The following is a 12,593-nucleotide window of genomic DNA, read 5'->3' on the forward strand; positions in this document are numbered from 1 at the left end:
TGAGCTCTTGAGACCCGGTCATCGAGACCCGGTCATCGATACCCGTTCATCAGAACTCAGGCCATCTAGCCCACCGCTGTGAAGAAGCCGGTCACCGGCCTTTGGCCGAGAAAAAGGCCGGTGACCGATACCTCAGGTATTACCCTTATTGTTTGGCTTGTTGGCGTCAGACTCGTCAGATGCTGGGGATTCTCCGGCGTCCTTGGCTTCCTCAGAATCCTTGGCTTCCTCAGACCCCGTAGCTTCTTCAGAATCCCTGCCCGCTTCGGCGTCCTTGGCTTCTTCAGAGCCCTTGGTTTCTTCGGACGCTTCGCCAGCTTCATCGGCGGCGGCATTCGCTGCGGCAGCTTCAGCTTCGGCGGCTTCAGCTTCTGCTTCTTCTGCTTCCTCAACAATATCCGCTTCGGGATGAAGGGGCTCGCCCTCATCGTCCTGCAGCTGGTAGTCGTATGCGGCCTGGAGACCGGTATCTTCGTCGCCTTCCTCTTCTTCCGCCTGGGCAATGTAGCCCGGGTAAAATGGCGAGAGGATCGCCACCAGAATGCCGAGAGCAGAGAAAATAGAGAACGCATTGGCATAGCCATAAGCGTCCACCAACATACCGACGACGGGCGAGCCGGTCGCCTGTCCAAGCGACACGGCCATAAAGGGCAGCACGGGCCCCGTTGACAGCCGGCCCGGCAACAGGCGAATGCCGGTCATCAGGTAGAGTCCCGTCAGGCTCATATACGCCAAGCCAAAGACCAGCGCTGAAAATGCCGCCAGCACCGATTGGCCTGGGCTGGCGGCAATCAGTGCAAGGCTTGCGGCCAGCATCATCAGCATCAGGGCATGCGTAATGGGGGGATTGTTGCGATCGGCCAGGTCGGCCACCACGGCCCCACCCAGGCCGGCAATACCCACCGCAAGCCATAGCCAACCGGTAGCGTTGGCGGGTAGGCCACCCAGGGTAACAACAAGGTCAGGCGCGAATATCCAGTAAGCGGCCGAGACGAAGCCCATCACGAAGGCAAACAGCGAGAGCCTGATGAGGCGCGACCATGGTAATTCGCTGATCGGCGCAGGCGGCGCGGCGTTTGCCGGCAGGATCCGAGATACCGAGGGCAGGAGAAACCAGGCACCGATCACGCCGATGACAGCCAGCACGGCGAAGGAAATGTAGGCAAGGCGCCATGCGCCGGCCATGAACAGCACCGTCGGCACGGCCACGACCACGCCAATACTGGTGCCTGCGTTCATGACCGAGCTAACACGCCCGTGCAACGAGCGCCTCACCAACGCCTGCATGGCAGCCGTCAGCGCCGGCATCATCAACCCAGTACAGACACCGCAGGCGAACACCCCCGCACCGAGTGTCAGCGCGCTAGATGCCTGACTGATCAGCGTCAGACCACCGACACCGAACGCACCGGACAGCACCGCCGCGTTGCGGGCACCGAGATGGTCCGCGGCAAACGGCGCGACCAGCGTAGCCAACAGAAAACTGATAAGAGGGAGAGAACCGATGATACCGATCACATAGGGCGTGAGTTCCAGCTCATCGCGTATGGGAGGCACGAACAGACCAAAGGCGAAACGGGCGAGCCCGTAACTGATCGCGATGAGTATGGCACCAAAGAGCGCAAACCCTGTGCTCGAAAGTGGCTTCATTCGGCCTCCTTATGGCAGGCATCGACGATTCCGGCTCATTGCGCTTCCAGGTGCTGTACCTGAAACGCGGTATCCGCCCGCTGATGCTCGATATCGTTATTGGCTTGGATCCCCATGCAGCATCTCATGGTGGAATCACGGAACAACTTCAGCACCTTATGCCAGCAGGTCAAGGTGGGAGCGTCAAAACTGGCACGCACCTCGTCTCGTCGAATTAAAACATTACGAGATGCCGATAACTGTCCCATGTCCGACCGTGTCAGCTTCATGTCCGGCCTGATCCTGGCATCAGGCAACGTAAGACATGAACAAGCGTAGAGACCGTCATGAAGATGAAAACAGCCCTTTCATCGTAGCCAAAGATTCTTCACGAGGCCTGGCGAGGCGTATGATCGGTGCAGCGGCTAGCCACCCGACACGGCAAACGTCGAGCGGGAGGCATGCTAGCCTCTCCCATTTTCAACGGTAACGCGGATATTGGCATGGAAGAGATCGGACTGAGATGGCTACTGGGCCAAGCGGTAAGCCTGGTGGCGCTGGCGCTGTGCCTGGTGGGGTTCGCCAGCAAGCGTGATGACAAGCTGTTTGTGCTGCTGCTCTTCGCCAACGTCGCCTTCGCCGCCCAGTTCGCGCTGTTTGAAAGCTGGGTAGCGGCCGGGATCTCAGCGCTGATCGTATTGCGCATCGCCCTGGTGCGCCGCTTCCCGCGTCACCGCAGGTTGATGATCATGATGCTGCTGGCCACGCTGGCGGTGGCTCTGTTGACCTGGAGTGGGCCACGGGATATCCCGGCGCTGGCGGCCGGGCTGCTGGGCACCTGGGGCATGTTCATGCTAAGCGGCATCGCCATGCGCGCCGCTCTGGCATTGGCCGCGCTGTGCTGGGTCATCAGCAACCTGCTGGCCGGCTCGATTGGCGGCACCCTCGCCGAAAGCATGATCTTTGTGACCAACGTGGTCACCATCTTCCGCCTGCGGCGGGATGCCCGCCTGCGCTACATTCACGGCTGAAGCTGAGCATGAGGCCCAGTACGAGTAGCGAGGCCATAGTTCTGCCTGACTGACTCTTGAAGCCACACTGGATCAGAGCATCGTGCCTGTGCAGCTTGGTCGCGAAAAGCGGGATGAGGCGGTTTCCCCTCGCCCCGCCAGGGTCGATCATCCTTGCAAGCGGTGACCGACCCGCCTACACCTTGAAGATGACCATGCCGGATGCAGGGCAAGATGTTCCACACGGGCCCAAGGGAATGCTGCGCTTCCTGGGACTGGTGGCGTTAGGCGCATTGATCGGAGGCCTGGCGGCGCTGGCCGCGGTGAGCTTCGTGGCGGCCGTGCTGTGGCTTAACGACGTGCTGCTGGTCTCGCCCCGGGGGCGCATGATGTTCCCCCACCCCGGGGCGCTGGTGATCGCGACGGTGCTGGTGCCGACCCTGGGTGGGCTGGTGGTGGGTCAGCTGCACCGCACGCTGCCCGGGCGCCGCCCTCACACCCCCGCCGACGTCATCGCCGCCGTGCAGACTCGCCGCGGGCGGCTGCCGGTTCGGGAAGGCGCGCTCTCGGCGCTCTCCGGCTTGGTCTCGCTTGGCGCTGGCGCCTCGGTAGGGCAGTACGGCCCTCTGGTGCATCTGGGAGCGAGCCTGGGGTCCTTAGGGGCGCGGCTGCTCCGGCTGGGCCGCTCCGAGGACAACATCACCATCGCCTGTGGCGTGGCGGCGGCCATCGCCACGGCCTTTAACGCCCCCCTGGCCGGCATCGTCTTCGCCCATGAAGTGGTGCTGCGCCACTACGCTCTGCGCGCCTTCGCCCCGGTGGCGGCCGCGGCCATCGTCGGGCACGTCATCGCCACCAATGTGCTCTCCCGCGGCGCCCTCTTTCATGTCGCCGATACCGTGCTGCCCCGCCCCTGGGAATTCGCCGTCTTCGTGCTCATCGGCGGCTTGGGCGCCCTGGTGGCAGGTGCCTACATGCGCTCGATCCTCGGCGTCGGTCGGCTGGCCGAACGACTGCCCTTCCCTCCCTCGCTGCGACCGGCGATTGCCGGGGCCCTGCTCGGCGTAACCGCCCTATGGGTGCCAGACATCCTCGGCATGGGCCAGGAAACCCTGCGCTTCGCCACCATTGCAGGTGCTTTTGGCGCCCAGGAGCTATTACTGGTGCTGGGCCTCAAGCTGGCCGCCACGGCGCTGTGCCTGGGCATGGGCTTTGGCGGTGGAATATTCAGCCCGGCGCTGGTCATCGGCACGCTGTTCGGGGCCCTGTGCGGCACTTTGGTCGGCGCCCTCGGCGGCGCCCAGGACACCTTCGTCTTCTATGCCGTCTGCGGCATGGTGGCGGTGACCGCGCCGGTGATCGGCGCTCCTCTGACCAGCCTGCTGATCGTCTTCGAGCTCACCGGCAACTACGCGCTGACTACAGCGGCGCTGGCCAGCGTGATCCTTGCCAGTCCCATCGCGGCACAGCTGTTCGGTCGCTCGCTATTCGATATCCAGTTGGCGAAGCGGGGCCTGGACCTCTCCGCCGGTCGCAGCCGCGCCGTGCTGCAGGATGCCCGGCTCCACGACCTGCTAAGCCACGACTGCGTGACCCTGCCGCCGGATCAGGGCGTCAGCGAGGCAGTGACCCGGTTGAGCCGCTCCGGCCACAGCGAGGCCCACTTGATCGATGCCAAGGGCTGCTACCGGAGCAGTGTGACCCTGGCCGACCTTGAAGCCATGAAGGAGGACGGCGACGGCGAGCGCCCGGTGACGGACTGCCCTAGCACGCCGCGCCCTGTGCTGGGGCCCCAGGCCTCGGTCTGGGAGGCGATGCGCCATCTCCAGGAGGTCACTGGCGAGGCCATCGCCGTAGTGGACGAGGCCGGCACCTTCTTGGGGGTGGTCTACGAGACCAGCATCGCTCGGGCCTTCCTGCAGCACAGCGATGCACTACGGCGGGAAGAATATGGTGCGGGCTGAGCGCAGGCGGCGCGCGCCCGCCTTGGCTTGGGCCATGGGCATGGGCTTAGTCTTGGCAATGGGCATGCCGCTGTTCTGGCCCCTGCCAGCCGTTGCTGCGGCAGCCGTTGCACCACCACCCCCCCTGACGGTGCTGAGCTGGGGCGGTGCCTACGAACGGGCCCAGCAGCGCGCCCTGTTCGAGCCTTTCACCGATACCACCGGTATCCCCATTAACGTCGCCCGCTACAACGGCGGCCTTGCGGCCCTGCGCCGTGCCGTGGCCGATCAGGACGTGCCCTGGGATCTGATCGACATGACCCGCAGCGAGGCTATGGCCGCCTGCGCGGAGGGCCTGCTCGAACCGCTGTCATCCTCGCTGGTGGCCCCGGCCCCCGATGGCACCCCGCCCGACGAGGACTTCCTCCCCGGCGCCTTCGGCCGCTGCGCGATCACCCACTCGGTGTTCGCCACCGTGGTAGCCTATCGCCCCGATGCTTTCCCGGGGCGCCGTCCTACGTCCATCGCCGATCTTTTCGACCAACGCCGCTTCCCCGGGCCTCGCGCCCTGCAAGACACCCCGGCAGCGAATCTGGAGTGGGCTCTGCTTGCCTACGGCGTCCCACGGGAGGAGCTCTACCGGCTGCTCAGTACCCGGCGCGGCCTGAACCTCGCCTTGAAGCGACTGGACAGTCTTGAGGACCTGCGCTGGTGGCAGGCCGGCGACACGCCGACGCGGTTGCTGGCCGAGGGTGAGGTGGTGATGGCCTCGGGTTACAACGGACGCTTCTTCGATGCCATGGTCAACCGCGGCCTACCCATCGAGATCCTCTGGGACGGCCAGGTGCAGGAGCACGAGACCTGGGTCATTCCTCGCCACACCCCCAACCCCGAAGCGGCCCGCCGCTTCCTGCGCTTCGCCACCGCCACCGAGCGCCAGGCGGAGCTGGCCCGGTACATACCCTACGGCCCGTCCCGGCAGTCGGCGGCACGCCAAGTCTCCACCCATCATGGCACCGGCCTCGACATGCGCTTGCACATTCCCACCCATCCCCTGAATGCCAAGCGCGCGGTGACCCGCGACGATGACTGGTATGCGCGTACCCGAGAGCGCGTCGGCGAGTACTTTCATGAGTACTTTCGTGAATACTCCCGCGCGGCCCTGTTCGACACACCCGACGAGGCATCCGGCGCCGTCGCCGAGCCGCCTGCGGGTGACAAGGCGCTCGGCCCGGATTCATGAGAGACCCTACCTCACTTTATCTTGAAACCGCGCTCGATCAGGAAGTCACGCATGTGCGGGCGTAGCTTGGTGTCGAAGAGCGGGGTGAGATTCAAGGACCAGTTAGTGTCCTTGGTGCCGCCACTGCGCTCACTGTAGTAACGCTGCATGGTGTCGTCGAAGGCGGCGACCTGTTCGCGATCATCGTCGTAATAGTCTTCCTTGAGAATCGCCTCCACCGGTAACCGCGGCTTGATGTCCGGGGTCTGCGCCGGGTAGCCGATGCACATGCCAAACACCGGATAGACATGCTCGGGCAATCGCAGCAGATCGCTGACGGTTTGCGGATCATTACGGATACCGCCGATGTAGCAGATCCCCAGGCCCTCGGATTCGGCGGCCACCGCCACGTTCTGTGCCATCAAGGCGGTGTCGACGCTTGCCACCAGAAGCTGCTCGGTCATGCCACGCACGACGTTGGCACCGGTTCGTTCGGAGGCGTCGGTTGGGCGTTTCATGTCAGCGCAAAACACCAGGAAATCCGAGGCATTCGCCACATAGCTCTGACCGCCGGCCAGTTCGGCGATGGCCTCGCGATTGGCAGGGTCATTGACGTGAATGACGCTATACGCCTGGACATGGCTGGACGTGGCGGCACTCTGGCCGGCGCTGATCAGCTCACGCAGCAGCTCATGGGGAATCTTCTGCTCGGTGAACTTGCGAATCGATCGATGGGATTTCAGCAGCTCGATGGTGGGGTTCATGCGACCTCGTAAATGCAGTGGGATAATGGAGCAAGATACATAGCATGCTTACAGTTTTCCACCCTGAATCAGCGCCCTCTCAGGATCACCGCTGACGTGACGGGCTTTCGCCGCGTACCTGAACGATATGGGGCCGTGAACGGCCCACAGGGTAAAGCGACAGCGTGGCTCCTATAGTGATTCATGATATCCCGTCATTCACAGGAGTGATCACGATGAGTGCCGACAAGACCCCGAACGGCCCGGATTTGACTGCTGGTGTCCAGATGAGCGAGCTGACCGAGGGCGAGATGCTCACAGGCCATGTCGGCGAGGAGGCGGTACTTCTCGCCCGTAGCGGGGGCGACTTCTTTGCCGTGGGTGCCCACTGCACCCACTATGGTGCGCCGCTCGGCGATGGCCTGATCGTCGATGACACCGTTCGCTGTCCCTGGCACCACGCCTGCTTCAGCCTGCGCAGCGGCGAAGCGCTGGCCGCTCCGGCCCTGGACGATGTGTCCTGCTGGAGGACCGAGATCGTCGACGACCGAGTGATAGTGCATGAGCGAGCCAAACCAGCGCCCGCACGCCATCCGACCCAATCGCCGTCCTCGGTGGTGATTCTGGGGGGTGGTGCTGCCGGCGAGGCCGCCGCGGAGTCGCTTCGCCGAGAGGGCTACACGGGGCCAGTGACGATCTTGAGCGAGGACAAGGCCCTGCCCTGTGATCGGCCGAATCTTTCAAAGGACTACCTGGCCGGCACGGCGAAGGCCGAATGGATTCCCCTGCGCGATGATGACTTCTATCAGCAACACGATATTACCTTGCGACTAGCGACCACAGTGGCAGCAATCGAACCCAAGTCCTCGCGGCTAAAACTCGCCAATGGCGAGACCCTGGACTACGGAGCGCTGCTACTGGCCACCGGTGCCGAGCCGGTTCGCCTATCGGTGCCGGGTGCCGAGTTATCCCATGTTCACACCCTGCGCAGCCAAGCCGACAGCGAGGCGCTGATTGCCGCCGTCGAGGCCGGAGCGCGCCACGCCGTGGTGGTCGGTGCCAGCTTCATCGGCCTGGAAGCGGCGGCAGCGCTGCGCGAACGCGGGCTCGAGGTGCGGGTCGTCGCGCCTGAGGCGCAGCCGCTTCAGCGCATCCTTGGCGAGACACTGAGCCACTTCATCCGTGATCTGCACGAATCAAAGGGGGTGAAGTTTCATCTGGAAGACCGGGTGGCCGGCATTACCGAGGAGGCGGTCGAGCTCGAAAGCGGCCAACACCTGGATGCCGACCTGGTGGTAGTCGGCATCGGTGTGCGCCCGCGTGTCGCCCTGGCCGAAGCAGCAGGCCTCGCGGTGAATGATGGCGTATGGGTCAGCGACACCCTGGAGACCAGCGTGCCGGGGATCTTCGCCGCCGGCGACATCGCCCGCTGGCCAGACCCGCTGAGCGGCGAACGCGTGCGCATCGAGCACTGGACAGTGGCTCAGCGCCAGGGACAGCGTGCCGCTCGCAACATCCTCGGCGCCGGCGATGCTCAAGCGGCGGTGCCCTTCTTCTGGAGCCAGCACTACGATATCGGTATCAATGTCGTGGGCCACGCCACGCACTGGGAACGCATCGAGACCGACGGCGACCCTGCAGCGCATGACTTCACCGCGCGCTTCATCGCCGGGGAACGCTGCCTGGCGGTGGCGACGATCTTCCGCGACCGGGAGAGCCTCGAGGCCGAGGCGGAGATGGAGGCCCGGATGGGCAGGCGCCAGGCGTAGTGCGGCGAATGGGACATCCCCCGCGCCGCAGACGGGCTAATTGACTGGCCTGGCGAATGCGCCACCGCTGACGTAAGCTCGCCGACCAATATTGATGCCGCGAGGAAAATGCCATGAACCCCGAAGACCTGGAACGTCTGGTAACCCTGAAGATGCCCTTCGGCAAGCATCAGGGCACCCTGATCGCGGACCTGCCCGGCGGTTATCTCAACTGGTTCGCTCGGGAAGGCTTTCCCAACGGCGAGATCGGCAGGCTCTTGCAGCTGATGCAGGAGATCGACCACAACGGCCTGAGTGAGCTGCTCGACCCGCTTCGCCGCCGCGGTTAAGCGCTGTCGATCACGCATTGTCCGGTGGCATCACCGCCCACTCTGGATCTTCGAACTCACCAATCACACTAACCTCGCAGCCGGGCGCTGCACTTTTGATGATGGCGTCGATATTTGGAGGATGATCGGCTTCCATGGCGTCGCGACTGGCCTTGCTGTCCCAGTGAGCGATGGCAATCAGGGTGTCAGGATCGCCAATCTTGCGGTGCAATTCGGTGCCCCGGGCGCCAGGGGCCTGCTGAATCAGCTCGCTGGCCCGTACCCAGGCATCGGCATACTCCTCGGCGGTGTGACCTTCCTTGATGCGCACCTCGAACAGATACTTCATGTGGGCCTCCTCTCGATCAGCGTTTTATTAATGCGGTGGCATCGCTATCCCTGCAATTTGAGTCAGGCAGGCCGAGTCCCGGGCACTCCCGGGACTGAGCGTTTCAAATGCTGACCGTATGTCGCTTACGATGCTTCCCTGCCTGACCGTATGCAGCGGCTATTCGAAACAGCGGCTATTGAAAACTATCGCAGACGGCAGTCTGGTTGGAAGGATCGTGACTTTCCATATGCATCGTTGCCATGTCAGCGGCTTCGATGGGGGTATGCCATTGATGGTCATGTTGCATGCCATCACAGGTGCCTTCCATGCCGCCACCGAAGTTGGAGTCGATCCAGTAGTCGACCGCGTAGCTGCCTCCGGCCTCAAGTGCATCCGGGAAGGTAACCGAGAAAGCGGGATCGTCAGTGGCGGAAACCGTGCCCGACTCGACGGCCAACACCTCACCGGACTCGGTATCGACAAGCGCGGCCTGGATGCTCTGGCCGCCATGGGGGCCACCGAAGCTGGCATCGCCTTGGAACGTGAGGTCGCGCCCCTCGGCTGCAAGCGCCGTGGTGGCAAACAATGCAGAGAAAAGGACTGCTGCGGAAAACAACGCGGTAGCAAGTAATGGGCGCGGCGAGCGCTGCTTGAGGAAATTCCTGTCCATGATGCATACCTCCTGAGATATGACGAGAGGCCCAGGTGGACCTTGATAAAGCATAGTGGCTCACAAGACCCGTTGCCCAACCAAGGTAGAGAGTGCGTCAGCTATAGTAACGAGACCTATCCCTCGCCAGGAGTGACACTTCATGAGTCAGCCAACCCCCATCGCCGTCATCGTCGGCAGCCTGCGCACGGCATCATTCAACCGCCTGGCTGCACAGGCACTGATCGACCTTTCACCCGCATCGCTTGATATGTCGTTCATCGAGATCGGCAATCTTCCGCTCTACAACCAGGACTTCGATGAGGATTCCCCGGCTTCCTACCAGCTGTTTCGCGCCCAGCTGCGGGCGGCCGAAGGCTATGTGTTCGTGACGCCAGAGCACAACCGCTCTATCCCCGCTGCACTGAAGAACGCGCTGGATATCGGCTCCCGGCCGGCCAAGGAGAATGCCTGGGCCGGTAAGCCTGGCGCCGTTATCAGCGCTTCCCCTTCGTTGATGGGCGGCTTCGGGGCCAGTCATCACCTTCGTCAGATGCTGGTCAATCTGGATATCGCCTGCATGCCCAAGCCCGAGACCTACCTCAGCCGAGTGCAGGAACTGTTCGATGAGCACGGCCAGCCTACCGAGCGTTGTCGCGGCTATCTTCAAGGCTTTCTGGACGGCTATGCGACCTGGCTGCAACGAACATCTTAGGAAACAACGCCGGCCCGCTGACGAATGCCCCTGATCACGTCCACGATTATTCGTGACGCGAGTGGCACGCGACTGCCAGCACGCGAACAACGGCGTCAGCATCCATGCTGTAGCACAACAAGCAGCTAGGCGATTATTCATACCTCCATGCGGGCAAAACCATTCTTACTCGCCTTACAAGGGGTGACATTTCAAGCAATTCTGACCATATTAGCGTGCGATATATCGCGTCATCGCTCTCTCATTGCAAGGAAATGCATCCATGTTGCCCGCTTCACGTTGTGCCACCCTCGTCGCCTTACCCCTGTTGTGCCTGGCGGGTTCCGCCCAGGCCCTGAACTGGCAGGCCTCGCCGCTCTACGAGACGATTGAGTTGAAGTCCGGCTTCGAGCCCGACCCTCACCAGATCACGCTCAGCGCTGGCGGCAGCACGGCGGCGTCTGAAGCGGGGCCTAACTGCAGCGGATACGTAAACGGCGATCAGCCCGATCTGGATATCAACTTTGAAGCCAGCCAGTATCCATTGACCATCTATGTCGAGTCGGCGGCGGACACCACCCTGGTGGTCTATGACGCTAACGGCAACTGGCACTGCAACGACGACTATTCAACCGCGAGCGGCACAAATCCAGCCCTGCAGTGGCGCTCGCCGACCGCCGGCAACTATAACGTCTGGGTAGGTTCCTATACCCCGGGCGAGATGCCTCAGGCGGTCGTCAAGATATCCGAACGCGACCCGGAATGGACGGGTGTGACAAGTGGTGGCGCTGCGAACAGTGCTCCGGTTCAAAACAGCGAGGGTATCGAATGGGGCGACAACACCAGCCAGTGGGCTGATGACGGCGAATGCGACGACCCACGCTTCACGGGCGAAGGCGCACACTCCCTCAACGTCGATGAGGACCGCTATCACGATGCCGTCGATTGCAGGAGCCTCTATGAGCAGGGCCGCATCACGCTCGCGTCCAACGGTGATACGATCAACAGTTCAAGCGACATCCAATGGGGCGATAACACCAGCCAGTGGTCCAATGACGGAGAGTGCGATGATCCGCGCTTCGCGGGCCCCGGCGTGCATGACCTCAACCTCGACGAGGACCGCTATCACGACGCCATCGATTGCCAACGCCTCTACGAGCAGGGACAGATCTACCTCAAGTAATTATGGCCGGCCATGAGGTATGGCCGGACACCCTGCTGAGGTCTCTCGCGCCAGGTCAACCGACCTGGCGCTTTTGCGTGCATCTGGCGCTGGCGCATGGCTACTGTCTGGCTACATCCAGCCCTTGCGACGGAATAGCCAGATCAGGCTAGTCGCCATCACCCCCATGACGCCTAGCAGGGCAAAGTAGCCGTACCGATAGCCAAGTTCCGGTATGTAGGCGAAGTTCATGCCGTAGAGTCCGGCCAGAAAGCCAAGCGGCACGAAGATAGCGGTGATCACGGTGAGCACGCGCATGGTGATATTGAGCTGGTGGGACGAGATCGAGATATAGCCATCCACCAGATCACCGCAGATGTCGTAGTACATCTGGGTGAGGCTGTGCAGCCGCTCGAAACGCTCGTGCACATCGTTAACGGCGTGCAGGGTATCGGCATCCTGTCGTGGCAGATGATCATAGTCGTAGGCCATCAGATCCTGGGTAATTGCCTGGTGGTAGTTGAACACCCGGCGCATCTTCACCAGCCGCGACTTGTAGCTGATGATGCGCTTCATCAGGCCGTCGTTGCCGGCCTCGATCAGGCCATCCTCGAGATCGCTGAGTTGCGTCTCGAACTCCAGCAGGCTCTCGAGATAGAAGCCCGCCGAGAGATGCATGATTTTCATCGCCAGCTGGCCGGGAGAGTTTGCCAGCAGTTTGCTGCCGTCCTGCCCCTGCATGCGATCAATGCTCATGGCGAGGCTCGGGTGCAGGCTGATCAGGTAGCGCTCACCGATGAAGAAGGCGATCTGCTGCGGCGCATAGTTGAGCTCTGCATCAAACGATGAGATACCCCGGTAGAGGATCAGGGTATGGGTCTCGAATTCTTCGATCTTGGGCGGATGGCGCTCGCGCTGGGCATCGATGATCGCCAACGGATGGCAGTCGAAGGCCTCGAGCAGGGCTCGCTGGTCTTCTGGTGAGGCGCCCTGCAGATCGATCCAGATGCGGCTGCCCGGTTGCTCGCGCCAGTGGGAAATGAGCTCTTCGCCACCGGTATGCGAATGGCCATCAGCATTGAGCAGCAGGGTGCGAATCATGAGGCACTATCCTTCCTGGACGTATAAAGGCC

The 12,593-nt window shown here is 62.6% G+C and carries 12 protein-coding genes; 7 read left to right on the plus strand and 5 right to left on the minus strand.

Features of this window, described 5'->3' with window-relative positions; translation table 11 throughout:
• Window positions 1–132: 132 nt before the first annotated feature.
• Window positions 133–1,650, minus strand: a complete 1,518-nt coding sequence (locus tag ETC27_RS05325) for an MFS transporter (RefSeq protein WP_136253965.1) — start codon at window positions 1,648–1,650, stop codon at window positions 133–135.
• A 482-nt stretch (window positions 1,651–2,132) separates the two neighbouring features.
• Between ETC27_RS05325 and ETC27_RS05330 the strand changes: the two genes are divergently transcribed.
• From ETC27_RS05330 to ETC27_RS05340, 3 genes are all read left to right on the plus strand, one after another.
• Window positions 2,133–2,660 (plus strand): YgjV family protein, encoded by a 528-nt coding sequence (locus tag ETC27_RS05330; RefSeq protein ID WP_136253966.1) that lies wholly within the window; start codon window positions 2,133–2,135, stop codon window positions 2,658–2,660.
• A gap of 113 nt (window positions 2,661–2,773) precedes the next feature.
• Window positions 2,774–4,603, plus strand: coding sequence for a chloride channel protein (locus ETC27_RS05335; protein WP_240724811.1), 1,830 nt, complete (start codon window positions 2,774–2,776; stop codon window positions 4,601–4,603).
• Between the two features lie 64 nt (window positions 4,604–4,667).
• On the plus strand, window positions 4,668–5,825 hold the full coding sequence (locus tag ETC27_RS05340) for a polyamine ABC transporter substrate-binding protein (protein ID WP_240724812.1): 1,158 nt from the start codon (window positions 4,668–4,670) through the stop codon (window positions 5,823–5,825).
• A gap of 11 nt (window positions 5,826–5,836) precedes the next feature.
• Here the strand turns inward: ETC27_RS05340 and nfsA are convergent, their stop codons facing one another.
• The gene (gene nfsA / locus ETC27_RS05345) at window positions 5,837–6,568 is read right to left on the minus strand and encodes an oxygen-insensitive NADPH nitroreductase (RefSeq protein ID WP_136253967.1); all 732 of its coding nucleotides are present in this window, start codon (window positions 6,566–6,568) and stop codon (window positions 5,837–5,839) included.
• 215 nt (window positions 6,569–6,783) lie between these two features.
• On the opposite strand from nfsA, the gene ETC27_RS05350 reads away from it, so the two are divergent.
• The gene (locus tag ETC27_RS05350; protein ID WP_136253968.1) at window positions 6,784–8,316 is read left to right on the plus strand and encodes an FAD-dependent oxidoreductase; all 1,533 of its coding nucleotides are present in this window, start codon (window positions 6,784–6,786) and stop codon (window positions 8,314–8,316) included.
• 113 nt (window positions 8,317–8,429) lie between these two features.
• Window positions 8,430–8,645 (plus strand): DUF3820 family protein, encoded by a 216-nt coding sequence (locus ETC27_RS05355; RefSeq protein WP_136253969.1) that lies wholly within the window; start codon window positions 8,430–8,432, stop codon window positions 8,643–8,645.
• A 10-nt stretch (window positions 8,646–8,655) separates the two neighbouring features.
• Here the strand turns inward: ETC27_RS05355 and ETC27_RS05360 are convergent, their stop codons facing one another.
• On the minus strand, window positions 8,656–8,973 hold the full coding sequence (locus tag ETC27_RS05360) for an antibiotic biosynthesis monooxygenase family protein (protein ID WP_136253970.1): 318 nt from the start codon (window positions 8,971–8,973) through the stop codon (window positions 8,656–8,658).
• A 175-nt stretch (window positions 8,974–9,148) separates the two neighbouring features.
• Complete coding sequence (locus ETC27_RS05365; RefSeq protein WP_240724813.1) at window positions 9,149–9,625, minus strand: hypothetical protein; 477 nt, start codon at window positions 9,623–9,625, stop codon at window positions 9,149–9,151.
• Window positions 9,626–9,767: 142 nt separating this feature from the next.
• Here ETC27_RS05365 and ETC27_RS05370 point away from each other — a divergent pair, with 142 nt between their 5' ends.
• Both ETC27_RS05370 and ETC27_RS05375 read left to right on the plus strand, forming a co-directional pair.
• On the plus strand, window positions 9,768–10,319 hold the full coding sequence (locus ETC27_RS05370; protein ID WP_136253971.1) for an NADPH-dependent FMN reductase: 552 nt from the start codon (window positions 9,768–9,770) through the stop codon (window positions 10,317–10,319).
• A gap of 262 nt (window positions 10,320–10,581) precedes the next feature.
• Window positions 10,582–11,481, plus strand: coding sequence for a hypothetical protein (locus ETC27_RS05375; protein ID WP_136253972.1), 900 nt, complete (start codon window positions 10,582–10,584; stop codon window positions 11,479–11,481).
• Window positions 11,482–11,592: 111 nt separating this feature from the next.
• Here ETC27_RS05375 and ETC27_RS05380 read toward each other — a convergent pair whose 3' ends face one another.
• Window positions 11,593–12,561, minus strand: a complete 969-nt coding sequence (locus ETC27_RS05380) for a magnesium transporter CorA family protein (RefSeq protein WP_136253973.1) — start codon at window positions 12,559–12,561, stop codon at window positions 11,593–11,595.
• Window positions 12,562–12,593: the final 32 nt, after the last annotated feature.

This window comes from Onishia niordana, from assembly GCF_004798965.1.
GTDB classification, from domain to species: domain Bacteria; phylum Pseudomonadota; class Gammaproteobacteria; order Pseudomonadales; family Halomonadaceae; genus Onishia; species Onishia niordana.

What these genes read in the sequence shown, in the direction of transcription:
- ETC27_RS05325 (WP_136253965.1), bottom strand. Translation starts at nt 1,650, where the DNA reads ATGAAGCCACTTTCGAGCACAGGGTTTGCGCTCTTTGGTGCCATACTC.
- ETC27_RS05375 (WP_136253972.1), top strand. Translation starts at nt 10,582, where the DNA reads ATGTTGCCCGCTTCACGTTGTGCCACCCTCGTCGCCTTACCCCTGTTG.
- ETC27_RS05350 (WP_136253968.1), top strand. Translation starts at nt 6,784, where the DNA reads ATGAGTGCCGACAAGACCCCGAACGGCCCGGATTTGACTGCTGGTGTC.
- ETC27_RS05360 (WP_136253970.1), bottom strand. Translation starts at nt 8,973, where the DNA reads ATGAAGTATCTGTTCGAGGTGCGCATCAAGGAAGGTCACACCGCCGAG.
- ETC27_RS05340 (WP_240724812.1), top strand. Translation starts at nt 4,668, where the DNA reads ATGCCGCTGTTCTGGCCCCTGCCAGCCGTTGCTGCGGCAGCCGTTGCA.
- ETC27_RS05365 (WP_240724813.1), bottom strand. Translation starts at nt 9,625, where the DNA reads ATGGACAGGAATTTCCTCAAGCAGCGCTCGCCGCGCCCATTACTTGCT.
- ETC27_RS05335 (WP_240724811.1), top strand. Translation starts at nt 2,774, where the DNA reads ATGAGGCGGTTTCCCCTCGCCCCGCCAGGGTCGATCATCCTTGCAAGC.
- nfsA (WP_136253967.1), bottom strand. Translation starts at nt 6,568, where the DNA reads ATGAACCCCACCATCGAGCTGCTGAAATCCCATCGATCGATTCGCAAG.
- ETC27_RS05370 (WP_136253971.1), top strand. Translation starts at nt 9,768, where the DNA reads ATGAGTCAGCCAACCCCCATCGCCGTCATCGTCGGCAGCCTGCGCACG.
- ETC27_RS05330 (WP_136253966.1), top strand. Translation starts at nt 2,133, where the DNA reads ATGGAAGAGATCGGACTGAGATGGCTACTGGGCCAAGCGGTAAGCCTG.
- ETC27_RS05380 (WP_136253973.1), bottom strand. Translation starts at nt 12,561, where the DNA reads ATGATTCGCACCCTGCTGCTCAATGCTGATGGCCATTCGCATACCGGT.
- ETC27_RS05355 (WP_136253969.1), top strand. Translation starts at nt 8,430, where the DNA reads ATGAACCCCGAAGACCTGGAACGTCTGGTAACCCTGAAGATGCCCTTC.